Genomic DNA, 22,473 nt, shown 5'->3' with positions numbered 1-22,473 from the left:
TTGCTGTCTGCGAGTTTTAATCAACCGCCAACAGAACAAACAGAAACGGGATGCAGAAAGTGTTTAAATTATCATTGTTCGCTTTAGTTGTTTTATTATTTACAAAACCTGCTTTTGCACAAGAAACCTCCGATACAACCATCCGCTCTATTGACGCAGATTTAATTAATTTATTTAATCAAAAGACGCCCAAAAAATACAAGATTGCATCAGTAAAAGTAACTGGCAATCGTTTTTTTGATGAGAACTTATTGATCTCAATAGCTAACTTGAATATTGGTGACGAAGTAACCATACCAGGTGGGGACAATTTTTCTAAAGCCATTACCAAATTATGGAGCCAGAATTATTTTAGTGATGTAGAAATTTATATTACCAGAGTAGAAGGGAAAGAGATTGATATTGAAATAGCTGTTACTGAAAGACCTCGTTTATCCAATTTTTACTTTAAGGGAATCCCTAAAGGACAATCAGACGAAATCAGAGGCAAAACGGGATTGGTTCCCAACCGTGTAGTAACTGAAAACATGAAGATTACTGCAACAGAAGTAATTAAAAAATTCTTTGCCGAGAAAGGATATAGAGATACCAAAGTAAAAATTGCCGAGAGAAAAGATACCACTTTCGAAAATACTTTAGCCCTCGACTTTTTTATTGATAAAGGGCCTAAAGTAAAAATCAACAATATTAACCTGGGTAATATTACTGTTGATGAAGCCAAACTAAAAAAGCAATTCAAAGGCTCTAAAGAAAGATCTAGATTCACTTTGTACCCAGTGATGGATAGCGGTAGAATAGTGATTCCTAAGCATTACACTTTTGAAGAGTATATGAAAGAAAAAGGCTACCTCACTTTTAGTAAAACTAAAAGAGTGATGGATCCTTATGTAAGAATCAAATTCAGTTCTGCAAAGTTTGACGAGAAAAAATACACTGAAGACAAAGAATCAATTCTTGAGTATTACAATACATTAGGATATAGAGATGCCATTATTGATAACGATACTGTTTATAGTGTTGGCAATGGTAATTTAAATATTGACCTCAAAATGAACGAGGGTCGTAAATATTATTTTGGAAATATTTCTTGGAGAGGAAACACCAAGTACTCCGATTCTATTTTGACTACCATTTTAGGAATTCGTAAAGGAGATATTTATAACCTAGATGTATTGAATAAAAAGCTAGGCAAATCTTCATCACCTGATGGGGCTGATATCAGTGGTTTATACCAAGACGATGGTTATTTGTTTTTTAGAACAGATCCCATTGAAACCGCGGTTTACAACGATACAATTGATTTTGAAATAAGAATTATTGAAGGTCCACAAGCTACTATTAAGAACGTACGTATTTCAGGAAATGATCGTACCAAAGAATATGTGATTAGAAGAGAAATTAGAACCATTCCAGGAGAAAAATTCAGCCGTCAATTGTTGATTCGTTCAGTTCGTGAGTTGGCTCAGTTGAATTATTTTAACCAAGAAAAAATTACACCAAATCCTGTTCCGAATCAGGAAGATGGAACAGTAGATATTAACTATAGTGTAGAAGAAAAATCAAGTGATCAATTAGAATTGAGTGCAGGATGGGGAGGATTAATTGGATTGACAGGTACCCTTGGGGTTTCTTTCAACAATTTCTCAGCTAAGAACTTATTCAAGAAAACAGCTTGGGATCCATTACCAATGGGAGATGGCCAAAAATTGAGTTTGCGTGTACAAAGTAATGGTAGGGCTTTCCGCTCGTATAACTTCTCTTTCACCGAACCATGGTTGGGTGGCAAAAAAAGAAACGCATTAACGGTAAGTATTTTCAACACCAAATTTGGTCAAACCTTTGATCCATTAACTGGTCAATATGATCCTAATATTGCCAACGACCGGTACATTTCAACTACAGGTGCTACTGCAAGTATAGCCAAACAATTAAAATGGCCCGACGACTATTTCTCTTTGTCTATGGGATTAAACTATACTCGTTATAAGTTGAGCAATTATGCCATTGATCCTACCAATTTACCGGGATTTGAAAATGGTATTGTAAACAACTTGAACTTTAGAATTGCTTTACAGCGTTCTTCTATAGATCAACCCATGTTCCCTAAAACGGGTTCAAATTTCATGGCCAGTTTACAAATTACTCCTCCCTATTCATTAATTAATAGCAGTTTTAATCCTGCTGGCAATCCTTACAAGTGGATTGAATACCATAAGTGGCGTTTTAATGGCGAGTGGTTTGTTCCACTAGGTAAGCCACACGGAGAAGACCGCAATAAGCAGTTTGTAATGCGCTTTGCCGCCAAGTTTGGATTTGTAGGAAGGTTTAATGAAAAATTACAGGTTTCTCCTTTCGAACGTTTTCAAGTAGGAGATGCGGGTTTAACCAATCAGTTTGCCTTGTTAGGGTTTGATATTGTGGCCCATAGAGGTTACCCCGTTTATGACAACTCTAATCCCCGTGTAAACCCAGATCAGCAAAGAGCTAGTCAATACTTTACCATCTTTAATAAGTATACCATGGAAATGAGGTATCCGCTGAGCTTAAACCCCAGCAGTACCATTTTTGGATTGGCCTTTTTTGAAGCTGCCAACGGATGGTATTCCTTTAAAGATTATAATCCTTTCCAGCTAAGACGCTCTGTGGGTGTAGGTATGCGTTTCTTCTTACCTATGTTTGGATTGCTTGGATTTGATTATGGCATAGGATTGGATAGGTTTAATGGAACCAATCAATTAAGGGATGCAGCTCGCTTTACCTTTATGCTTGGATTTGAACCTGAATAACCATAAAAAATTAGGTATGAAAAAAATTCTAGTAGCATTTACCACATTATTATTACTTTCTACAGCTGCTGTAGCACAACAACGTTATGCCATTATTGATACCAAGTATATCCTGAGCAAGATTCCGGAATACAGAGATGCCGATAAAAAACTACAATTAGTAGGGGAGCAGTGGCAAAAAGAGATTGATGATAAGCAGGCTGTTTTAGATAAAATGTACAAGAATTATGAGGCTGAGCAAATCATGCTTACCGATGAATTAAAGAAAAAGCGCGAAGATGAACTATTTGTAAAAGAAAAAGAAATTCGCGATTTGCAAAAAAAGCGCTTTGGTTACGAGGGAGATTTGTTTAAAGAGCGCCAAAAATTAGTTAAACCTATTCAAGATAAAGTATACAATGCTATTCAAAAAATAGCCGTAGCAAGGGTTTATGATTTTATCTTAGATAAAAGTGAAGGAATTACCGTTATATTTGCCGACCCAAAACTTGATAAATCAGATGAGGTTTTAAGAGAGCTGGGCATTAAAAATTAGTCAATCAAAAACAAACAATAAATTTCATTACAATGAAAAAATTTCTTTTTGTGTGTGTGGCTTTTGCAGCGGTTACACTTTTTTCTAACAGCGCAAGTGCACAGGTTAAAATAGGATACTTTGATGAGCAAGCGGCTCTTTCATTATTTCCTGGTATTGCTAAAATTGATACCTTATTAAATAGTTACAGACTAGATTCTTTGCAAGAAGAATACAAGTACAATGTGTCAGATTTTCAGCGTAGAGACAGCATCTTCAAAAAAGATTCTGCAACTATGCCTGCTAAAGCAAGAGAATTAGCAACTAGAGAAATATTACAGTTGCGTTATAAATTAGTAAACTGGCAAGAGTATTCTCAGCAAATGGAGCAAGCCAAATACGAAGAATTGGTAAATCCTTATAGAGAAAAATTGTACGCAGCTGTACAGGATGTAGTTTCAGAGCAAAAGTATACGTTGGTATTAAAGGCTGAGACGATATCTCCATATGCAAGGCCCAATTTGCTAGATAATATTACTATTCGAGTTGCGCAAAAACTTAAACTGCCTTTGCCAAAGGATATTGAAGATGCTTGGAAAGCTGCTTCTGGAAGCAGTTCTGCTCCAGCTAAGCCTAAACCAGCAGGTAAGGGATAATTTTAAGCAAAACATATTTTACAGCCTCTCTGATTTGTTTCAGAGAGGCTTTTTGTTTTTATCTTTAGCGTATGCATCAACCATCACCAATTGGCGTTTTTGATAGTGGATATGGAGGATTAACCATTTTGAAAGAATTGGTAAAGGAATTACCTCAATACGATTACTTGTATTTGGGGGATAATGCCCGCGCACCTTATGGAACTCGATCTTTTGATACAGTTTACCAATACACTTTAGAAGCAGTACAATGGTTTTTTAACCAAGGTTGTGAGTTAGTAGTCTTGGCTTGTAATACCGCTTCTGCCAAAGCCCTTCGTACCATACAGCAAAAAAATTTAGCCCAATTTGGTCCGAGTAAAAGGGTATTAGGGGTGATTAGACCCACCGCGGAAGTGATTGGTCGTTTCTCCGAATCGGGACAGCTGGGTGTTTTAGCCACCAAGGGAACGGTGAACAGCGAGAGTTATTTATTGGAGATTGCACATTTTTTTCCTGATATGGCCGTGTTTCAACAAGCTTGCCCTATGTGGGTGCCATTGATCGAAAATGGAGAGCACGAAGGTGTTGGTGCAGACTATTTTGTAAAAGAGAGTTTGGGGCAGTTATTGGTTCAGTCACCTGCCATTGATACTATTTTATTGGCATGCACCCATTATCCATTGTTAATTCCTAAAATAGAAGCCAATATACCCAAGCATATTCAAGTGGTTTCACAAGGTGAAATTGTTGCCCAAAGTTTGGTGAATTATCTTGAACGTCATCCTGCCATGGCCGATAATTGCTCTAAAAATGGGCGTATAAGGTTCTGTACCACCGACTCTACTACTGATTTTGATGAAAAAGGAGCCATTTTCTTCGGAAAATCGCTGAAATCGGAGCATATACTGTTGGGTCATTAACCTTTTTTACTTAATTTTGCCGTCCTTTCACAAGCGGCGGTATGGTGACTGCAGCAATGAAATGAAACCATATTTTAGGGTTAGTAAAAAAAGACATCAATGAAACGTACATTCCAACCACACAAGCGTCGTCGTAAAACCGTACACGGTTTCCGTAAACGTATGGAGTCTGCTAATGGCCGTAAAGTACTGGCAAGCCGCAGAGCGAAAGGCCGCAAGAAACTTTCTGTTTCTAGCGAAAAAGGATTAAAGTAATCCCCCACACCCCTTAGGGTACAGCATTCAGATGAATGTTGTAGGGCATGATCATATTAAGCTCCGTCTTTGTGACGGAGCTTTTTTATTTTTGTAATTAATGACAACTAATAATACATATTCAAAGCAAGAAAAACTCAAGAGCCGAAAAGCCCTGGAGGAATTATTTGCCAAGGGTAAATCATTTAGTGTCTTTCCTATTAAAGTGTTTTATACAGTAACTGATCAATCAGTTTCTGATGAGTCGGCAAGTGGTGCTATAGCCAACTCTGAAATTAAGCTGAGTGATGCGGCTTTGGTTCAAGCCGGGGTTGGCGTTAGTTCGCGTATTTTTAAAAAAGCCCATGATAGAAACAAAGTAAAGCGATTATTGCGAGAAGTATACCGAACCCAAAAGCAGCCGCTCTATAAAACAGTGGTTGCAAATCAACAAGCACTGAATGTGTTTTTTTTATACATCGGAAAAGAGCTACCCGTTTTTGCAGACCTGCAAATAGCAATGGAAAAAACATTGGAAAAATTGATTCGGAAAATAAGTGAACCAACTCCAAATGTGTAGCAGCTGTAATAAACCCGCCATAAAAAAAGATCAAACACTAAAAGCGTTTTCTATCACGCGAATGCTTGGATATTTATTGATTCCATTTATTAAAATTTACCAATACATTATCTCTCCTGTAATGGGACCCAAGTGTAGATTTGTTCCCACCTGTTCTCAATATGGAGAACAAGCATTGAAAAAATATGGCTTGTTTAAAGGGGGCTGGCTATTAATTAAAAGGCTCAGCAAATGTAGACCTGGTGGTGGTTCTGGCTGGGATCCAGTACCTTAAACCTATTCAGGGGCAACAGTAAGAGCTTGAAGTTTGGTTATCATTTCCCTGATTTCTTTAATGCTGTAAAAGCGATAAATTTCTGGATCTTTTCCATTTACTCTTTCTGCTGAACGCATTTGATGGTAAGGTCCTACTACTTGTGCTTGTGGATTATTTGAAATGAGCGTGGCTTGGTTAGGTAGGATGAAAAAATTTCTATTTGCTGCAGAAACATTTTTCCCTTGACTCAATTGTTGTAAAGAATCAAGTTTTTGTGCAAGACTTTCTTGGCTCATTACTTTTTGCGCTTGATTGGCGCTGGTATACTGCTGATAGCTGCCGATGATGGTATCATTTTTTACATTAATGATGTACAATCCATTTTCTTTTAATTGAACAGTAGCTTCACCAGTAGGGGTATTTAGTTTAAAACTGATATCGGCTTTATTTACGGCTACTAATTTTTCTTCATGACCTGCACCGTCTTTTGCTTTTATGGTACCTGCGTTTAAGTCAACGGTTGCTTCCCCTTTGCTCATAATAATAATGGTTTTATCATTTCCTGCACAGGCAATTAATAAACTGCTGACTAAAAAAAAGGCGAGTAGGTTTTTCATAAAAGCTTATTTAAAAAAAATCACGCTGCAGAATGCTACAGCGTGATGTGAAAATAACATTTTTAATTTACTTAGCTGCTGTAAAACGCTCAGCAACTTTACTCCAATTTACTACGTTCCAAAAAGCGGCTAAATAATCAGCTCTACGATTTTGGTATTTTAAGTAATAAGCGTGTTCCCAAACATCTGCTCCTAAAATAGGCGTTCCTTTTACTTCAGCAACATCCATCAAAGGATTGTCTTGGTTAGGCGTAGAACTTACTTCTAACTTACCCTCTTTTACTATTAACCAAGCCCAACCACTTCCAAAACGAGTCATACCGGCAGCTGCAAATTTTTCTTTGAATGCATCAAATGATCCAAAAGCGGCATCAATTGCTTCAGCCAAAGCGCCTGTAGGTGTACCACCTGCATTGGCTGCTAAGCTCTCCCAGAAAAAAGTATGGTTCCAATGACCACCGCCATTGTTACGCACTGCAGGGCTAATACTGCCTGCTGCTTTCACCAATTCTTCAATAGACTTTCCTTCGTTGGGTGTACCAGCAACGGCTTTATTTAAATTGTCTACATAAGCTTGGTGGTGCTTACCATGGTGAATTTGCATGGTTGTTGTATCAATATGCGGTTCTAGTGCATCGTGTGCGTAGGGTAAAGGTGCTAGTGTAAATGACATAAAGTTTCTATTTAAAATGTATAATAATCTATTACAAATTTACGTGGCATTGGTTTAACTGTGTGTTAAATGGAGGATTTGTTTCGGAATTCGACATTGATAGTGCATGAGGTGAGTAAAATGCCACGTTCGCGGCCGATTATTGCATGGATGTGCTCAAACAATCACTTCATTCGCGGCCGATTATTGCATGTACTTAATATTTAGCTCACTTTTGAATGCAATAATCGAATGCTCATTCACGTGCTTTTTTGAGCACATCCATCCTTCATATTTGCGTGAAATGTTATTCCATGAATGCTCATTTACGTGATTGCCCGAGTACATAGAATGTAAATTAAGACTGTTTTAAATTAAATATTCTGAAATCTCAGTATCAGTATACCAAACACCCTTAGCATTTTTCTTTATTACAATTGTAGTTGCACCAGATTCTGGTGAATAAATATAAACGATGAAAGTATTCTTGTCTTTTGAGTATACTGGGTTGCTTACATAATATACTGGTGCGTAATGAAATCTTTTTGTAATGGCTCTGTAGTCTTCTGATTCTTTGGTGCTCAGTTTGGGGAAGTGTATTTTAAATTTTTTTATTCGTATGTTTTTATCGAGCCAAGGCGCACTAGCAACTATTTTCGTTAAACTATCTTTTGCAGTTTCTGGGAAATACTTTCCTAATATATGCCAGAATTGTCTTTCTCTTTCTGTATCAGGCGTATCCATTTTAATATCCTTAGTGTCTATAGGAATCAGCACAATAGATCCTTTTGTATGAAACTGTAAGAGCACTTTTCTAATGAGATATGCCTCTGGTTTATTGTCCATATTTTCTTGTGAACGAACATTTGCCAATGACATAAGTAAAATTAACGTAAGTAGTATTCTCATGGTTTAGTTCATGATTATGTTATCAATTAGTATTTTAAAATCTTCTTCTTGTTTATTGGAAATTAGAAAACTAATCTGCTCAATATTTTTATAATTAAAGTTTGATCTATTTAATTTTTGACCAAAATACTGGGGGTAAAAATCACTAATTGCTAATTGTATATTTTGCCATTCACCTGAAGTTTTAAATGGGTGTACATAAGAGACCAACTGGTATAAATCATTCTTTATTCTAAACTCATATTGCTTACCATCTCCTTTCACTCGTAAAACTATGTATTTAGTTTCAGTAGGTATTGAGGCTGATTGATTCAACTGAATTGATGCAAATCCACCATTGTTTGCCAAAGAAACATGCCCAGAATATTGCCCGTAACCTTCACTAGTAATAACAAGATTACTTTTGGAAATACCACCCATCACCCCATCGTTCACGATTCTCCATTCTCTTAAATTTGATTGAGATGAAAAGTGATAAATTTCTGTTCTATTGTTTTTCGGATACAGATTAAGTGTGAGTAGCAGCAAAATCCAATTAATCATAACTGAAATTAAAGCTTTAATATCAAATTACTCTCTGCAACAGATTCAATCATTGCTCAAACAATCACGAGAATGAGCATTCGATTATTGCATGCAATAGTAAGCCTTAGAATAAGTAAATGCAATAATCGGCAGCGAATGAAGTGATTGTTTGAGTATGATAGGAATGTAGTTGGCAGCGAGCGAAGTGTTTGCTTGTGCTGTTATCGTTTCGATCTAAAGAAAGACTTCATTAAAAATGCACAGTCAGCTTCTAATATACCTGCAATTAATTCGGTCTTGGGATGAAAGGGCCATTGCTCTTTAGTGAGATGGCGATAGCCATTTTTTTCATCTGAAGCCCCATAAACAATGCTGCCTATTTTGCCCCAGTAAATAGCACCACAACACATGATGCAGGGTTCAACAGTAACATATAAAGTAGCTTCTGGTAAATACTTTGCGCCGAGTGAGCTGTAGGCAGATGTGAGTGCGAGTATTTCTGCGTGTGCTGTAGAATCGTTTAAGAGTTCTACCTGATTATGGGCTCTTGCAATAATTTGATTGTTCATTACCACCACTGCTCCCACGGGTACTTCATCCGCATCAAAAGCTGCTTGTGCTTCCTTTAATGCTTGTTGCATAAAGTACTCGTGGTTCAGGGTCGGCATTATAATTCTCTAATTTGGATATTGCGAAACCAAACATCATCACCATGATCTTGTAAAGCAATATGCCCAGTAAATGTTCTTCCAAATGCAGGCATGGTTTTGAATTTGCTGTTGCCAATTAGGCTGTACCAAATTTCATCACCATAACTTGTTTTAACGGTAGTAACACCATTGAGTTTTAATTCAAGGGTTCCATCTTTTGCAATGATTTCAGTTTTATTCCATTCACCTACTGGTTTTACGGCAGTGTCTGGTCCTTCAATTAAATCGTACAAATCTCCGGCACGGTGTTTTCTGATTTTTGCATCAGGATGTCCACCATTGTCTAATACTTGCATCTCTGGCCCTGTATGCCAAACTGCTTTGTATTTAGTTGGTTCATTCTGTGCCCAGAAAATAATCCCGCTATTTCCATTTTTTGAAATTTTCCATTCTAGTTTCAAATGAAAATTGCCAAATGATTTTTCGTGAATAATATCGCCACCACCTAACTTCTGTTCTTTCTTGGCTTTGGCATCTAAATACAAAACACCGTCTTGTACTTTCCATGCACTACCTATGCTGTCTTTGGCATAAGTTTTCCAACCGTTGGTGGTTTTTCCATCAAACAATTTGATCCATTTGCTTTTGACAGGATTGGTGGCTGATGCTTTTGTAATGTCGGGCCTTTTATTTGGCGCTGTTACCAATGCAGCTGCAATGGCAGTGATCCATAGTAGATTATTCATGTAAATTACTTAAGTAGTAAAACGTATTTCACCATTGCTTTGGCGTCTTCTTCACTCACTTGTGGATGCGGTGTCATTGGTACTTCACCCCAAACACCTTTCCCCCCTTTGATAATTTTACCTGCTAACATACTGATGTTTTCATCAGTTGCTTCGTATTTGTTTGCTACTTCTTTATAAGCAGGCCCAATCAATTTGTCGTTTACTTTATGGCAGGTTAAGCAATCTGATTTACCCACTAATTCTAATCCTTTGGTGTAGTCTGGGTTGGTGCTTAAGTCTGCAACTGGAGCAGTTGCTGGTGAAGTTTCTGCAGCTTTGTCTTCTTTCTTTTCTTCACTACCGCCGCAAGCTGCAGCTACTAATCCTGTAATGGCAAACAGCACTAAGTACTTTTTCATAATCGTTTATTTAAAATTTATAATCGCAACACTTTTCGTGCGCACAAGTTAAAGTTAGTTGATACCTAATATCTTCTTATTAAAATTTTCATCCGATCCTGTCCCCGCAAAATCATCAAATGTTTTATCGGTAACACGAATGATATGCTGCTGAATAAATGGTGCTCCTTCCGCTGCACCTGTTTCTGGATGTTTCAACGCACATTCCCATTCCATCACGGCCCAGCCAGTATAATTGTATTGGGCCAGTTTGCTGAATATGGTTTTAAAATCTACCTGCCCATCCCCTAATGAACGGAATCGTCCGGCTCTTTCTACCCAACCTTGATAGCCTCCATAAACACCTTGTTTACCTGTTGGGTTAAACTCTGCATCTTTTACATGAAACATTTTAATGCGTTCATGGTAATGGTCTATATATGCTTTGTAGTCTAAGCATTGCAATACAAAATGCGATGGATCATATAATAAGCAAGCGCGTGTATGGTTGTTTACTTTATCTAAAAATAGCTCATATGTTACCCCATCGTGCAAGTCTTCACCTGGGTGAATTTCATAACAAAGGTCTACCCCATTTTCGTCAAAAACATTCAAGATGGGCAACCATCTTTTTGCCAATTCAGTAAATCCTGTCTCTACTAATCCTGCTGGTCTTTGAGGCCATGGATAAACGGTTTGCCACAATAAAGCTCCGCTGAAAGTGGCGTGTGCATTGAGTCCTAGGTTCTGTGAGGCTTTGGCTGCATACTTTAATTGTTGCACCGCCCACTCTGTTCTTGCACTAGGGTTTCCTCTTAGGCCTTCGGGAGCAAAGCCGTCGAACAACGCATCATACGCTGGGTTTACGGCTACCAACTGTCCTTGCAAGTGGGTGGATAGTTCAGTAATTTCTAATCCTGCGGCGGCTACAATCCCCTTAATTTCATCCGCATAAGTTTTACTTTCTGCTGCTTTTTGTAAATCAATACACCTAGCATCCCATGAAGGAATTTGTACACCTTTGAAACCCAATGATGCAGCCCATTTACAAATAGACGCCAAAGAATTAAATGGGGCCGTATCGCCCATAAATTGAGCCAGGAAAATTCCTGGTCCTTTAATATTGGTCATTGTTTATAATTTATATTCGGTCCACTTTAAATTGGATTGCGCAGAAGCAACCACATTGTCTATAAATGCCATGCCTCTTATACCATCTTCCACACCTGGAAAATCCAATTGTTCTTTGGTTGGTGTACTGCCATCAATTTTAGCTTGAACGGTTGCAGTAAAATTTTTATAGATATTAGCAAATGCTTCTAAATATCCTTCTGGATGTCCGCCTGGTGTTCTGCAATTGCTGGTAGCAAAACTAGACAAGCGATCGGTATAATTAGCGCCCGCACGCAATATTTGCATAGGTGCTTCTAGCCACTTAACAATTAGTGTATTGGGTTCCATTTGCGCCCATTCTAATCCTCCTTTTTCTCCATATATTCTAATCTTCAATGCATTCTCTTCGCCTGCTGCAACTTGTGATGCCATCAACACCCCAGATGCTCCGTTGCTAAAATGCAATAAAACAGAACCGTCATCGTCTAGCATTCTACCTTCTACTACTGTATTAAGATCTGCACATAGCTTGGTGATTTTTGCTCCTGTAATATATTCTGCCAAATGCGCTGCATGCGTACCAATATCTCCCATGCTACCACTCTTACCCGATTTTTTGGGATCGGTTCTCCAAGCTGCTTGTGCATTACCCTCTCTTTCGCTGAGCTTACTCAACCATCCTTGGGGGTATTCTACCCAAACTTTTCTGATTTTTCCTAAAGCACCTTCTGCAACCATTGCTTTAGCTTGTTTAACCATTGGATATCCAGAATAAGTATGGGTTAAGCAAAGGGTTAATCCTGTTTCTTCTACTATGGCTTTTAATTGCTTTGCTTCGTCTAAAGTAAACGTAATGGGTTTTTCTATAACTACGTGAAACCCGTGTTCCAAAGCCATCTTAGCAGGTGCAAAGTGTGCAAAATTGGGGGTTACAATGGTTACAAAGTCCATGCGTTGGTTTGCAGGCAACGCCGATTCTTTAACAATCATTTCATCATAAGTAAGGTAAATGCGATCTTTCGGTAAGTAAAGCATTTCACCCGATTCTTGTGCAATAGTTGGATTGATGCTTAATGCGCCACAAACCAATTCAATCTGTCCATCCATATTGGCAGCCAAACGGTGGATAGCTCCAATGAAAGCATCTTTACCTCCACCCACCATTCCCATTCTTAATTTTCTAGGCATAGTATTTTTTTTATTTTGATTGGTATTTTATCAGAGGCACTAATTTAAACATTCTCTCCGATTATAATCATTTAAGACTTATTAATCATTGTTGCAATCTGTTTACCGAATGAATCCCCTTATTGAAGGATTTATAAAATTCCTAGTACTTTGATGCAAACAAATAATTATATTAGGGTTCTAATTGCTGTATGAAAAATTTGTCCAATAGGCGCTCTGCCATAAAAAACATTATTACCGGTTCTGTTGCTGTTGCTTCAGCTCCGATAATGCCAACTTTAGCATCTTGTGCTACTGTATCAACAACTATGAAAGGGAATATCAATCACGCTGTTTGTAGATGGTGCTTTAGTGATTTAACAATAGATGAGTTATGTATTGAAGCAAAAAAGATAGGTATCACTGGAATTGATTTAGTGGGCCCTAAAGATTGGCCAATACTGAAGAAACATGGCATGATGTCTACCATGTGCAATGGTGCCGAAATCAGTTTGGTAAAAGGATGGAACGATCCTCAATACCATAGTACCCTTATAAAGAATTATACCGAACATATTAATTTAGTTGCAGATGCTGGTTACAAAAACCTAATTTGTTTCAGTGGTAATAGAAATGGAATGGACGATGCAACCGGGCTTAAAAATTGTGCTGAAGGGTTAAAGAAAATCATGCCGCTTGCTGAAAAAAGAGGGGTTACCATCATCATGGAATTATTGAACAGCAAAGTAGATCATAAAGATTATATGTGCGATAAAACCCCATGGGGAGTTGAATTGTGCAAACAAATAGGTTCTGAAAATTTCAAGTTATTATACGATATCTATCATATGCAAATTGATGAAGGAGATGTAATTAGAACCATTAAAACAAGTGCACCTTATATTGGCCATTACCATACTGCAGGGGTTCCCGGAAGACATGAAATTGATGATTCCCAAGAATTGTTTTATCCTGCTATTATGAAAGCTATTGCTGCTACTGGCTTTACAGGCTATGTAGCACAAGAGTTTATTCCAGTTGCAAAAGATAAAATTGGCTCACTTAAAAAGGCAATTGAAATCTGTAATATTTAAAATTTACAATAATCTATCAACGCTTAAACCACCAACATGGCTGAACAAAATTTTGACGCGATTGTGATTGGCTCCGGCATCAGCGGAGGCTGGGCAGCAAAAGAGCTTACAGAGAAAGGCTTAAAAGTATTGATGCTCGAGAGAGGTCGCAATATTGAGCACGTAAAAGATTACGTGAATGCCAACAAAGAAGCATGGGATTATCCGCACCACGGAAGGAAAACGCAAGAAATGATTGCGCAGAACCAAGTGCTAGACCGTGATTATCCTTTGAATGAACAAACTTATGGCATGTGGGTAAAAGATACCGAAAGCCCTTATGTAGAAGTAAAAAGATACGATTGGTTTAGAGGCTATCATGTAGGTGGTCGTTCTTTGTTATGGGGTCGTCAAAGCTATCGTTGGAGCGATTTAGATTTTGAAGCCAATGCAAAAGATGGTATTGCGGTTGATTGGCCAGTTCGATATAAAGACATTGCCCCATGGTACGATTATGTAGAGAAATTTGCAGGTATTAGTGGTAATAGAGATGGCTTAGATGTATTGCCCGATGGGCAGTTTATGCCTCCTATGGAAATGACCTGTGTAGAGAAAGATGTAGCAAAACGGTTAAAAGAATATTATAAAGGTCAGCGTGCTATGATTATTGGTCGTACGGCCAATATTACACAAGAATTAGAGGGTAGATCTGCCTGTCAGTTCAGAAACAAGTGTTGGTTGGGTTGCCCATTTGGCGCCTATTTCAGTACACAAAGCTCTACTTTACCTGCAGCAATGAAAACAGGTAATCTTACCTTAAGGCCTTGGAGTATTGTTACAAAAATTTTATACGATAAAGATAAAAAACGCGCAACTGGTGTTGAAGTATTAGACGCAGAGACCAATAAGACCTATGTATACAATGCTAAAATTATTTTCTTAAATGCATCAACGTTAAACTCAGCTTGGGTTCTAATGAATTCTGCAACTGATGTTTGGGAAGGTGGATTGGGAAGCAGCAGTGGTGAGCTGGGTCACAATATCATGGATCACCATTTAGGTGTAGGTGCTGGTGGAAAAGTGGAAGGCTACGAAGACAAATACACTTTTGGTAGAAGAGCCAATGGTATTTATATACCACGTTACCAAAATATTGGAAACGATAAGCGTGATTATTTAAGAGGGTTTGGATACCAAGGTAGTGGTAATAGAGGCGGATGGGGAAGCAATGTGGCTGAATTTACCATTGGAGCTGAATTTAAAGAAGCTATTTCTGAACCAGGGGGTTGGAGTATGGGCATGATGGGCTTTGGGGAAGTATTACCCGACCATAGTAATTTTGTTACCCTTGATAAAACGGTAAAAGATAAATGGGGGTTGAACGTGTTGAAAATTGACGCTGAATTGAAAGAGAATGAAATGAAAATGCGTAAAGACATGTTGGCCGATGCTATTGAAATGCTTACCAATGCTGGTGTTAAAGATGTTAAAGGGTATGATGCCAATGCAGTATTAGGTCGTGGTATCCACGAAATGGGTTCTGCAAGAATGGGCGCAGATCCTAAAACTTCTGTAGTAAATAAACACAACCAAATTTGGGATGCACCAAATGTATTTGTAACAGATGGTTCTTTCATGACTTCAGCTGCATGTGTGAATCCATCTTTAACCTATATGGCTTTCACCGCAAGAGCTGCAGACTTTGCAGTGAGCGAATTGAAAAAAGGAAATTTATAAATTATTAAATGCATTAATCATGATGAATAGAAGAGAAGCATTATCCAGCGTTGCCCTTTTACTGGGTGGCACTATATTGGGTTCACAAGCTTTTTTATCTGGTTGTAAATCAACAGCGGGTGATGCAGTTGCATTTACGCCTGATGACATTGCTTTTTTAAACGAAGTAGCAGAAACTATTTTGCCTAAAACCAATACACCTGGTGCCAAAGAAGCCAACGTGGGTGAGTTTATGACAGTAATTGTAAAAGATTGCTATAAGCCTGCCGAAGCAAAAGTATTTATGGAGGGTATGGCCGCACTTAAGTTTAAAGATTCAAAAGCAAAAATTGGCAAAGCCTTTATGGAAGCTAGTGCAGAAGAGCGCACTAAATTGTTAACCGAATTAGATGCAGAAGCAAAGGCTTTTCAAGAAAAGAAAAAGCCCGAAGAAATGCCTCATTATTTTAGAATGATGAAAGAGCTTACTTTATGGGGCTTCTTTACTTCTGAAGTGGGTGCAACAAAAGTATTGCGCTATGTTGCTGTTCCAGGAAAGTTTGAAGGATGTGTTGATTACAAAAAAGGAGACAAAGCTTGGGCAACCTAGTAAGATGGCATGCGGTTTGATTTAGTATGTTTTCTAGACCATTTAAAAAACAATTATGAGCAATAATAGAAGGGATTTCTTAAAAACAGCGGGCTTTGCTGCCGCGGGTTTAAGTTTACCATTTGTTGGGAAATCCAATTTCCTAAATACCTTGGGTGAAACAAAAAAGCTTTCTGCTTTTGGTTTGCAATTGTGGACTGTTAAAGAAGATATGATGAAAGATGCCAAAGGCACTTTAGCAAAATTGTCTTCTTACGGTTATAAACAAATTGAAAGTTTTGAAGGCCCTAAAGGATTTTTTTGGGGTTGGAAAAATACAGAGTTCAAAAAATATATGGACGATTTAGGAATGAGCTTGGTATCTGCTCATTCTAATAATACCGTAGATTTTGAACGCAAAGCAGCTGAAGCAGCCGAAGTAGGGGTGAAGTATTTGATTTGTCCTTACAAAGGTGCACAGAAATCGATTGATGATTTCAAAAGATTTAACGACGAGTTTAATAAGAGTGGTGAAATTTGCAAGAAAAACGGAATTCGTTTTGCTTACCATAACCACGATTACTCTTTCAAAGTTTTAGACGGGCAGGTTCCTCAAACAGTTATGATGGAAGGAACTGATGCAGGTCTAGTTGATTTTGAAATGGATATTTATTGGGTAGTTGCTGCTAATGAAGATCCTATTGCGTGGGCTAAAAAATACCCGAATCGTTTTAGACTTTGTCATGTAAAAGACCAAACCAAAACCGCTAAGGGTATTGAGTCTTGTCATATTGGTAAAGGGGATATTGATTTTAAAAAGATTCTTGGTCAGCTTCAGAAATATGGTATGAAGCACCATATTGTTGAACAAGAAGCATTCACAGGAACCAATCCAATGGAAAGCGCTGAAAAGAATGCGGCTTATATGAAGGAATTCTCTATTTAATTTTTACTGCTGTAAAGCACAATATTACATAAGGGGTTAGCATGAAAATGCTAGCCCTTTTTTTGTAGCATTGGACTTAAATAAAAAACCCAAACTGAATTAACAGAATGGGTTTTTATTTACTTTTTTCAATAAACCTTAGAAGGTTCTGTATTCTTTTCTCACAAACTGATTGGCTTCATCAAAGTTGGTGATTTTCATATTGGGTCCATCCCATAATAATTTGATATTTCTTCCGGGATATGTAGCTCTACCATTTGCTGCTTTCTTTTGAATATCGAAACTACGAATGGCTAGGTTACCCATTAATACACTTTCCGTTAATGGTCCTGCAATATCAAAATTAGAGCTCAACTCTTTTGCTTGGGCTGAACCATACCCTGCAATAGCAGCTTCCACCCATGCTGCGTAGTGACCTACATCCCCTTTGGGAACACGCTTTATGGTTTGTGGAACACCATCGTATTCTTTGCTTTTACTTGTAGGTAATAAATTAGGTAAAGCACCATAAGTACCGCAAATCATTTTACCTTTTGTGCCTTCAAAAATGGCGCCGTTACCACCATCTCCCATCATTTCGTTTGGTCCTAATTCTTCTGGACGTGCTGGTTGAATTCCTCCATCCATCCAGTGTAGTTTTACATCTGGCTTTCCGTTTTGTCCTTTGAAAGTTAGGATAATATGTGAAGCGGTAGGACAACTTTCTGGATAATAAGCACGTGTCCATGGCTGTAAGTATCTAGTTGCTACACTGCATTCTGCAGAAACAGGATATCCCAATCCCAATACAGCAAAAGCAGGGGCCATAATATGACATGCCATATCTCCTAATGCACCGGTACCGTAATCCCACCAACCTCTCCAGTTAAATGGCAATAAACCGTCTACATAATCTTTATTTGGCGCAACCCCTTGCCAAAGGTTCCAATCTAAGCCTTCTGGAACAGTGCCTTTAGTAGTTGGCCAACCAACTCCTTGAGGCCATACTGGTCGGTCAGTATAACAATAAATGCTATGCACGTCTCCAATTAAGCCTGCATTATACCAATCAATTAATTTTCTAACACCATCGCCACTTGCACCTTGGTTGCCCATTTGTGTAACCACTTTGTATTTGTGTGCAGCTTCTGTTAATTCTCTTGCTTCAGAAATATTGTGCGATAATGGTTTTTGTATATATACGTGTTTTTTCAACTGCATAGCTGCCAATCCTTGTATGGCGTGCATATGATCGGGTGTTGAAACAGATACTGCATCAAAATATTTATGCTCTTTATCGAGCATTTCTCTATAGTCTTTGTAATACTTCGCTTTTGGATAGCGCTCTCTACTTTTCTTAGCTTGTCTATCATCCACATCACATAAGAAAGCAATATCTGCTTTTCCACTATTGAAGAAACTCCATAAGTCGCTTTCTCCTTTTCCTCCAGCGCCAATACCAGCTATTTGGAGTTTATCACTGGGTGCAGTATACCCACGCCCTAATACATGGCGAGGTACAATGTAAAACCCTGCAGCAGCAAGGCCTGCGTTACGAAGAAAGGAACGGCGTGAATTGGCTTGTTCCGGTTGATTTTCCGCCTTTGAAGCAGCATTGTTTTTCTTTTTCATATGGAGCAATTGTGAAGTATGAATATACAGAAAAATGTAAAATCTTCGCTACTTTTAAGTGTTGGCGGTAAACCTAATTGGTAGGGGTTAATATTAGAAAATTGAAAATGCAAGAATCGGAAATATACATTCAAGATAAAACCTTAAATAAAGCCGAGTTTTTAACTAAGGGGGAGTATGAAAATTGCGTTTTCAAAAATGGTGATTTTGCCAACAAAGATTTTTCCGCATTCAAATTCATCGACTGCCAATTTATTGATTGCAATTTGAGCATGTTGAAGCTTAATAAAACAAGGTTCCAGGATGTTACATTTAAAGACTGTAAAATGTTGGGACTTCGTTTTGACAATTGCAATGAATTTGGACTTTCTTTTTCATTCGATGGTTGCCAATTAAATCATGCTTCTTTTTACAAATCAAAGATTAAAAAAACAGTTTTCAAGAACTCGCAATTACAAGGAACCGAATTTGCAGAAGCAGACTTAACTGAGGCAGTATTTGATCATTGTGATTTGTCTGAAGCTATTTTTGACCATACTATATTGGTAAAAGCCGACTTTAGTACTTCTTATCATTTTTCTATAGATCCTACCATCAACCAAATTTCAAAAGCAAAATTTTCTATTTTAAGCATAGCTGGTCTTTTAGATAAGTATGATATTGTAATAACTCCTTAACTTGTTCAGCTAAATAATTGATGAATGCAAGCCCTTATAACACAACTGCAGCAACTGCGCCAATTTTTTGTATCTGGTGCTACAAGACCCTATGCTTTTAGGAAGCAACAACTCTTGAATTTGAAGCGTGCAGTAGAAAATCATGAAGACGAAATTTATGCTGCGCTGTTTGCAGATTTGCATAAAAGCAAGGAAGAGTGTTGGGTTACAGAGAATGGATTTTTTATGGCTGAGTTAAAAGATACGTTGGCCAACTTAAAACAGTGGATGGAACCTGAAGCAGTTCCTACTAATCTATTAAATCTTCCCTCTAGCTCTAAAGTGATGAGAGAGCCGTTGGGTGTAGTGTTAATTATTGGCCCTTGGAATTATCCATTTCAATTATTATTTACTCCTTTAATGGGCGCTATTGCCGCAGGAAATACAGTGGTTTTAAAACCCAGCGAGTTTGCTCCAGCCACTGCGGCCGTAATGGAAAAAATCATTCATGCAGTATTTCCTCCTGAACAAGTATTGTTTGTTCCTGGCGATGGTGCTACTGTTATTCCGGCCATGATGAATCAGTTTGCTTTTGATCATGTTTTTTATACGGGAAGCACCAGCGTTGGAAAAATTATTTATAAAATGGCTGCCGAAAATTTAGTGCCCGTTACATTAGAATTGGGTGGCAAGAGTCCATGTATAGTAGAGGATGATGCTAATATTACCATTGCCGCTAAACGCATTGCCATGCCTAAGTTTTCGAATGCTGGCCAAATGTGTGTAGCGCCTGATTATATTTTAGTGCACGAGTCTAAACGTGTTCAATTAATTGAAGCACTAAAAAAAGCCATTCCTCAATTTTATGGGAATGATGCTGCAAAGGAAGAAGGGTATGGAAGAATCATTAATGAAAAACAATTCAATCGCATTGTTCAATATTTGTCGGATGGCACTATTGTGTATGGTGGTAAATACGATGCTGCAACACTTTACATTGAGCCTACTATTTTAGATGGTGTATTGGTTGATTCCAATATTATGCGCGATGAAATATTCGGACCTATATTACCCATATTGAGTTTTAATACAATGGATGATGCAAAAGCAATCATTGCAAAAAATCCCAATCCATTGGCGTTTTATATTTTCACGGGGAGTAAAGCTAAAGAACAAGCATGGTTGCAGGCAGTTCCTGCTGGCGGCGCTTGTGTTAATACTGCAACCCTTCATTTAACCAATCCTAATTTGCCCTTTGGTGGCAGGGGTTTTAGCGGAACCGGCGCTTACCATGGAAAATACAGTTTTGAAACATTTAGTCACAAAAAAGCGGTGATGAAAACGCCAACATGGTTTGATCCTGCTATGAAATATCCTCCTTTCACTGGTAAATTAAAATTATTAAAATGGTTGATTGGTTAATTTGCCTTCAAGGGTTAAACCTTTTCATTTGAATAAACGTATATGAAGCGAATCATTATAATTATAGTTGCAGTGCTGGTAGTTGCTGGCTTGCTGATAAAAAAACCTCAAATGACTTGGAAACAATCAATACTGAAAGCCGCTTACCCCATTATTATGTTTATGGGAAAACTAACTGGGCAGTCTAAAAATACTTTACTCAATAAAGACCAAGTTAAGCCTACCGATTCTTTTTATGATCTGCAGGCTGTTAAGAACAATGGAGACACCCTTCATTTTAGTGAATTGAAAGGAAAGAAAGTATTGTTGGTAAACACTGCAAGTGATTGTGGTTACACAGGGCAATACGAAGAATTGGAGCAATTGCACCAACAATACGGAGACCGTTTAGTGGTGATTGGTTTTCCTGCTAACGATTTTAAAGACCAAGAAAAAAAGTCTGATGAAGACATTGCTGCATTTTGTAAAGTAAACTATGGTGTCAGTTTTCAGTTAATGAAAAAAGGCCAAGTGATTAAGGGTGCTCAGCAACAATCTGTTTATGTATGGTTAACAGATCCATTTAAAAACGGATGGTGTAACAAACAACCCGATTGGAATTTTTCCAAATATTTAATTAATGAAAACGGTGTGCTCGAGAGCTATTATTCTCAATGGGTATCGCCTAAAGATATTCCGATTAATTAATAGGACATTTTTGGTGATAGTCAATTAACTCAATAGGCATTCGCTCAAATTCGTAACCTTCGTAATTGGCGGTTACTTCGTCTAATACGCCTTCAATTTCTGCTGGTTCCATTAAGGTTACTAGTCTTGCTCTGTAGTCTTTAATTCCAGGTAATCCCTTTAAATAATTGGTATAGTGCCTACGCATTTCGAAGATGCCCACTTTGGGTCCTTTCCATTCCACCGATTTGCGCAAATGTTTTTTACAAACTGCTACACGCTCAGCCAATGTTGGTGCTGGTAAAACTTCACCCGTTGCTAAGTAATGTTTTATTTCTCTAAATATCCAAGGATACCCAATGGCTGCCCGGCCAATCATAATTCCATCTACGCCATAACGTTCTTTGTACAATTTGGCTTTTTGTGGGCTATCAATATCTCCGTTTCCAAAAATGGGTATCTTAATTCTTGGGTTATTCTTCACTTTGGCTATCAAAGTCCAATCGGCTTCACCCTTGTACATTTGAGCCCTGGTTCTACCATGTATGGCCAATGCCTTAATACCTACATCTTGTAATCTTTCAGCAACTTCTTCAATATTTTTACTTTGATCGTCCCAACCCAATCTGGTTTTTACCGTTACAGGCAGCTTGGTACTTTTAACAGTTGCTTCAGTTAAACGAACCATCAAGTCTATATCTTTTAAAACCCCAGCTCCAGCACCTTTAAGTGCTACTTTTTTTACCGGACATCCAAAATTGATGTCTAATAAATCAGGGTTTACCGTTTCTACAATCTTTGCGCTCAATGAAAGGGCTTCTTCATCCCCCCCAAATATTTGAATGCCTACCGGACGCTCATACTCGAATATGTCTAGTTTTTGACGACTTTTTATGGCGTCTCTAATAAGGCCTTCGCTACTTATAAACTCCGTATACATTAGGTCTGCCCCGCTGTCTTTGCATACCGCCCTAAACGGCGGATCACTCACATCTTCCATTGGAGCCAATAAAAGTGGAAAATCAGGCAACACTATTTGATCTATTTTAACCATATTGCAATACACTACCTTTTATCATTTAATACTTTGCGGAAGATAAAAGGAAA

25 protein-coding genes are annotated in these 22,473 nt (G+C 38.0%); 14 read left to right on the top strand and 11 right to left on the bottom strand.

Going from position 1 to position 22,473, the window contains the following annotated elements; translation table 11 throughout:
• Positions 1-50: 50 nt before the first annotated feature.
• The 7 genes from Q8S25_RS11445 to yidD all read left to right on the top strand — a co-directional run bounded on the left by Q8S25_RS11445 (position 51) and on the right by yidD (position 5,946).
• The gene (locus tag Q8S25_RS11445) at positions 51-2,786 is read left to right on the top strand and encodes an outer membrane protein assembly factor (protein ID WP_305537847.1); all 2,736 of its coding nucleotides are present in this window, start codon (positions 51-53) and stop codon (positions 2,784-2,786) included.
• A 16-nt stretch (positions 2,787-2,802) separates the two neighbouring features.
• Positions 2,803-3,321, top strand: a complete 519-nt coding sequence (locus Q8S25_RS11440) for an OmpH family outer membrane protein (protein ID WP_305537845.1) — start codon at positions 2,803-2,805, stop codon at positions 3,319-3,321.
• A gap of 32 nt (positions 3,322-3,353) precedes the next feature.
• On the top strand, positions 3,354-3,956 hold the full coding sequence (locus tag Q8S25_RS11435; protein ID WP_305537843.1) for an OmpH family outer membrane protein: 603 nt from the start codon (positions 3,354-3,356) through the stop codon (positions 3,954-3,956).
• A 71-nt stretch (positions 3,957-4,027) separates the two neighbouring features.
• A complete protein-coding gene (gene murI / locus Q8S25_RS11430) occupies positions 4,028-4,858 on the top strand; it encodes a glutamate racemase (protein ID WP_305537841.1) in 831 nt (276 codons plus the stop codon).
• A 99-nt stretch (positions 4,859-4,957) separates the two neighbouring features.
• Positions 4,958-5,113 (top strand): 50S ribosomal protein L34, encoded by a 156-nt coding sequence (gene rpmH / locus Q8S25_RS11425; protein WP_305537839.1) that lies wholly within the window; start codon positions 4,958-4,960, stop codon positions 5,111-5,113.
• Positions 5,114-5,213: 100 nt separating this feature from the next.
• The gene (locus Q8S25_RS11420; RefSeq protein WP_305537835.1) at positions 5,214-5,672 is read left to right on the top strand and encodes a ribonuclease P protein component; all 459 of its coding nucleotides are present in this window, start codon (positions 5,214-5,216) and stop codon (positions 5,670-5,672) included.
• Entirely contained in the window at positions 5,665-5,946 is a 282-nt protein-coding gene (yidD, locus tag Q8S25_RS11415) for a membrane protein insertion efficiency factor YidD (protein ID WP_305537833.1), read from the top strand. The genes Q8S25_RS11420 and yidD overlap by 8 nt, the downstream gene beginning before the upstream one ends.
• A gap of 2 nt (positions 5,947-5,948) precedes the next feature.
• Here yidD and Q8S25_RS11410 read toward each other — a convergent pair whose 3' ends face one another.
• The 9 genes from Q8S25_RS11410 to Q8S25_RS11370 all read right to left on the bottom strand — a co-directional run bounded on the left by Q8S25_RS11410 (position 5,949) and on the right by Q8S25_RS11370 (position 12,708).
• A complete protein-coding gene (locus Q8S25_RS11410) occupies positions 5,949-6,545 on the bottom strand; it encodes a hypothetical protein (RefSeq protein ID WP_305537831.1) in 597 nt (198 codons plus the stop codon).
• A 67-nt stretch (positions 6,546-6,612) separates the two neighbouring features.
• On the bottom strand, positions 6,613-7,218 hold the full coding sequence (locus tag Q8S25_RS11405) for a superoxide dismutase (RefSeq protein ID WP_305537829.1): 606 nt from the start codon (positions 7,216-7,218) through the stop codon (positions 6,613-6,615).
• A 348-nt stretch (positions 7,219-7,566) separates the two neighbouring features.
• Entirely contained in the window at positions 7,567-8,076 is a 510-nt protein-coding gene (locus Q8S25_RS11400) for a hypothetical protein (protein WP_305537827.1), read from the bottom strand.
• 33 nt (positions 8,077-8,109) lie between these two features.
• Positions 8,110-8,649, bottom strand: coding sequence for a CIA30 family protein (locus Q8S25_RS11395; protein WP_305537825.1), 540 nt, complete (start codon positions 8,647-8,649; stop codon positions 8,110-8,112).
• Between the two features lie 203 nt (positions 8,650-8,852).
• Positions 8,853-9,299, bottom strand: a complete 447-nt coding sequence (locus tag Q8S25_RS11390; protein WP_305537823.1) for a nucleoside deaminase — start codon at positions 9,297-9,299, stop codon at positions 8,853-8,855.
• Entirely contained in the window at positions 9,299-10,027 is a 729-nt protein-coding gene (locus tag Q8S25_RS11385) for a DUF1080 domain-containing protein (RefSeq protein WP_305537821.1), read from the bottom strand. The genes Q8S25_RS11390 and Q8S25_RS11385 overlap by 1 nt, the downstream gene beginning before the upstream one ends.
• A 5-nt stretch (positions 10,028-10,032) precedes the next feature.
• Positions 10,033-10,428 (bottom strand): c-type cytochrome, encoded by a 396-nt coding sequence (locus Q8S25_RS11380; RefSeq protein WP_305537819.1) that lies wholly within the window; start codon positions 10,426-10,428, stop codon positions 10,033-10,035.
• A 54-nt stretch (positions 10,429-10,482) separates the two neighbouring features.
• Positions 10,483-11,538 carry a sugar phosphate isomerase/epimerase gene (locus Q8S25_RS11375; RefSeq protein ID WP_305537817.1) on the bottom strand — a complete coding sequence of 352 codons (1,056 nt, stop codon included), beginning with the start codon at positions 11,536-11,538 and terminating at the stop codon, positions 10,483-10,485.
• Positions 11,539-11,541: 3 nt separating this feature from the next.
• Positions 11,542-12,708 carry a Gfo/Idh/MocA family protein gene (locus Q8S25_RS11370; protein WP_305537815.1) on the bottom strand — a complete coding sequence of 389 codons (1,167 nt, stop codon included), beginning with the start codon at positions 12,706-12,708 and terminating at the stop codon, positions 11,542-11,544.
• A gap of 191 nt (positions 12,709-12,899) precedes the next feature.
• Between Q8S25_RS11370 and Q8S25_RS11365 the strand changes: the two genes are divergently transcribed.
• Genes Q8S25_RS11365 through Q8S25_RS11350 form a run of 4 tightly spaced genes read left to right on the top strand, consistent with a single transcriptional unit; the run spans position 12,900 to position 17,011 of the window.
• The gene (locus tag Q8S25_RS11365) at positions 12,900-13,781 is read left to right on the top strand and encodes a hydroxypyruvate isomerase family protein (protein ID WP_305537813.1); all 882 of its coding nucleotides are present in this window, start codon (positions 12,900-12,902) and stop codon (positions 13,779-13,781) included.
• A gap of 36 nt (positions 13,782-13,817) precedes the next feature.
• On the top strand, positions 13,818-15,497 hold the full coding sequence (locus tag Q8S25_RS11360; protein ID WP_305537811.1) for a GMC oxidoreductase: 1,680 nt from the start codon (positions 13,818-13,820) through the stop codon (positions 15,495-15,497).
• A 19-nt stretch (positions 15,498-15,516) separates the two neighbouring features.
• On the top strand, positions 15,517-16,086 hold the full coding sequence (locus Q8S25_RS11355) for a gluconate 2-dehydrogenase subunit 3 family protein (RefSeq protein ID WP_371131600.1): 570 nt from the start codon (positions 15,517-15,519) through the stop codon (positions 16,084-16,086).
• Between the two features lie 55 nt (positions 16,087-16,141).
• A complete protein-coding gene (locus Q8S25_RS11350; RefSeq protein ID WP_305537809.1) occupies positions 16,142-17,011 on the top strand; it encodes a TIM barrel protein in 870 nt (289 codons plus the stop codon).
• 138 nt (positions 17,012-17,149) lie between these two features.
• On the opposite strand, the gene Q8S25_RS11345 is transcribed toward Q8S25_RS11350, so the two are convergent.
• On the bottom strand, positions 17,150-18,622 hold the full coding sequence (locus tag Q8S25_RS11345; RefSeq protein WP_305537807.1) for a Gfo/Idh/MocA family protein: 1,473 nt from the start codon (positions 18,620-18,622) through the stop codon (positions 17,150-17,152).
• Between the two features lie 107 nt (positions 18,623-18,729).
• On the opposite strand from Q8S25_RS11345, the gene Q8S25_RS11340 reads away from it, so the two are divergent.
• The 3 genes from Q8S25_RS11340 to Q8S25_RS11330 are packed head-to-tail and all read left to right on the top strand — an operon-like array spanning position 18,730 to position 21,387.
• On the top strand, positions 18,730-19,299 hold the full coding sequence (locus Q8S25_RS11340) for a pentapeptide repeat-containing protein (protein WP_305537805.1): 570 nt from the start codon (positions 18,730-18,732) through the stop codon (positions 19,297-19,299).
• Positions 19,300-19,323: 24 nt separating this feature from the next.
• Positions 19,324-20,700, top strand: a complete 1,377-nt coding sequence (locus Q8S25_RS11335; protein WP_305537803.1) for an aldehyde dehydrogenase — start codon at positions 19,324-19,326, stop codon at positions 20,698-20,700.
• A gap of 42 nt (positions 20,701-20,742) precedes the next feature.
• The gene (locus tag Q8S25_RS11330) at positions 20,743-21,387 is read left to right on the top strand and encodes a glutathione peroxidase (protein WP_305537801.1); all 645 of its coding nucleotides are present in this window, start codon (positions 20,743-20,745) and stop codon (positions 21,385-21,387) included.
• Here Q8S25_RS11330 and dusB read toward each other — a convergent pair.
• Complete coding sequence (dusB, locus tag Q8S25_RS11325) at positions 21,380-22,420, bottom strand: tRNA dihydrouridine synthase DusB (RefSeq protein ID WP_305537799.1); 1,041 nt, start codon at positions 22,418-22,420, stop codon at positions 21,380-21,382. The genes Q8S25_RS11330 and dusB overlap by 8 nt on opposite strands.
• Positions 22,421-22,473 lie beyond the last annotated feature (53 nt).

This window comes from Sediminibacterium sp. (genome assembly GCF_030695065.1).
Classification (GTDB): Bacteria; Bacteroidota; Bacteroidia; order Chitinophagales; family Chitinophagaceae; genus Sediminibacterium.
The sequence above is the reverse complement of the archived record's forward strand: the minus strand, read 5'-3'. Positions and strand labels throughout refer to the sequence as shown.

Bases quoted from the DNA above. Each gene is read 5' to 3' on its own strand.
- Q8S25_RS11390 (WP_305537823.1), bottom strand. From the start codon at position 9,299: ATGCCGACCCTGAACCACGAGTACTTTATGCAACAAGCATTAAAGGAA.
- Q8S25_RS11400 (WP_305537827.1), bottom strand. From the start codon at position 8,076: ATGTCATTGGCAAATGTTCGTTCACAAGAAAATATGGACAATAAACCA.
- Q8S25_RS11380 (WP_305537819.1), bottom strand. From the start codon at position 10,428: ATGAAAAAGTACTTAGTGCTGTTTGCCATTACAGGATTAGTAGCTGCA.
- Q8S25_RS11420 (WP_305537835.1), top strand. From the start codon at position 5,214: ATGACAACTAATAATACATATTCAAAGCAAGAAAAACTCAAGAGCCGA.
- Q8S25_RS11370 (WP_305537815.1), bottom strand. From the start codon at position 12,708: ATGCCTAGAAAATTAAGAATGGGAATGGTGGGTGGAGGTAAAGATGCT.
- Q8S25_RS11375 (WP_305537817.1), bottom strand. From the start codon at position 11,538: ATGACCAATATTAAAGGACCAGGAATTTTCCTGGCTCAATTTATGGGC.
- Q8S25_RS11330 (WP_305537801.1), top strand. From the start codon at position 20,743: ATGAAGCGAATCATTATAATTATAGTTGCAGTGCTGGTAGTTGCTGGC.
- murI (WP_305537841.1), top strand. From the start codon at position 4,028: ATGCATCAACCATCACCAATTGGCGTTTTTGATAGTGGATATGGAGGA.
- Q8S25_RS11365 (WP_305537813.1), top strand. From the start codon at position 12,900: ATGAAAAATTTGTCCAATAGGCGCTCTGCCATAAAAAACATTATTACC.
- Q8S25_RS11440 (WP_305537845.1), top strand. From the start codon at position 2,803: ATGAAAAAAATTCTAGTAGCATTTACCACATTATTATTACTTTCTACA.
- yidD (WP_305537833.1), top strand. From the start codon at position 5,665: ATGTGTAGCAGCTGTAATAAACCCGCCATAAAAAAAGATCAAACACTA.
- Q8S25_RS11355 (WP_371131600.1), top strand. From the start codon at position 15,517: ATGATGAATAGAAGAGAAGCATTATCCAGCGTTGCCCTTTTACTGGGT.
- Q8S25_RS11340 (WP_305537805.1), top strand. From the start codon at position 18,730: ATGCAAGAATCGGAAATATACATTCAAGATAAAACCTTAAATAAAGCC.
- Q8S25_RS11350 (WP_305537809.1), top strand. From the start codon at position 16,142: ATGAGCAATAATAGAAGGGATTTCTTAAAAACAGCGGGCTTTGCTGCC.
- Q8S25_RS11435 (WP_305537843.1), top strand. From the start codon at position 3,354: ATGAAAAAATTTCTTTTTGTGTGTGTGGCTTTTGCAGCGGTTACACTT.
- Q8S25_RS11445 (WP_305537847.1), top strand. From the start codon at position 51: ATGCAGAAAGTGTTTAAATTATCATTGTTCGCTTTAGTTGTTTTATTA.
- Q8S25_RS11410 (WP_305537831.1), bottom strand. From the start codon at position 6,545: ATGAAAAACCTACTCGCCTTTTTTTTAGTCAGCAGTTTATTAATTGCC.
- Q8S25_RS11395 (WP_305537825.1), bottom strand. From the start codon at position 8,649: ATGATTAATTGGATTTTGCTGCTACTCACACTTAATCTGTATCCGAAA.
- Q8S25_RS11345 (WP_305537807.1), bottom strand. From the start codon at position 18,622: ATGAAAAAGAAAAACAATGCTGCTTCAAAGGCGGAAAATCAACCGGAA.
- Q8S25_RS11360 (WP_305537811.1), top strand. From the start codon at position 13,818: ATGGCTGAACAAAATTTTGACGCGATTGTGATTGGCTCCGGCATCAGC.
- dusB (WP_305537799.1), bottom strand. From the start codon at position 22,420: ATGGTTAAAATAGATCAAATAGTGTTGCCTGATTTTCCACTTTTATTG.
- Q8S25_RS11405 (WP_305537829.1), bottom strand. From the start codon at position 7,218: ATGTCATTTACACTAGCACCTTTACCCTACGCACACGATGCACTAGAA.
- rpmH (WP_305537839.1), top strand. From the start codon at position 4,958: ATGAAACGTACATTCCAACCACACAAGCGTCGTCGTAAAACCGTACAC.
- Q8S25_RS11385 (WP_305537821.1), bottom strand. From the start codon at position 10,027: ATGAATAATCTACTATGGATCACTGCCATTGCAGCTGCATTGGTAACA.
- Q8S25_RS11335 (WP_305537803.1), top strand. From the start codon at position 19,324: ATGCAAGCCCTTATAACACAACTGCAGCAACTGCGCCAATTTTTTGTA.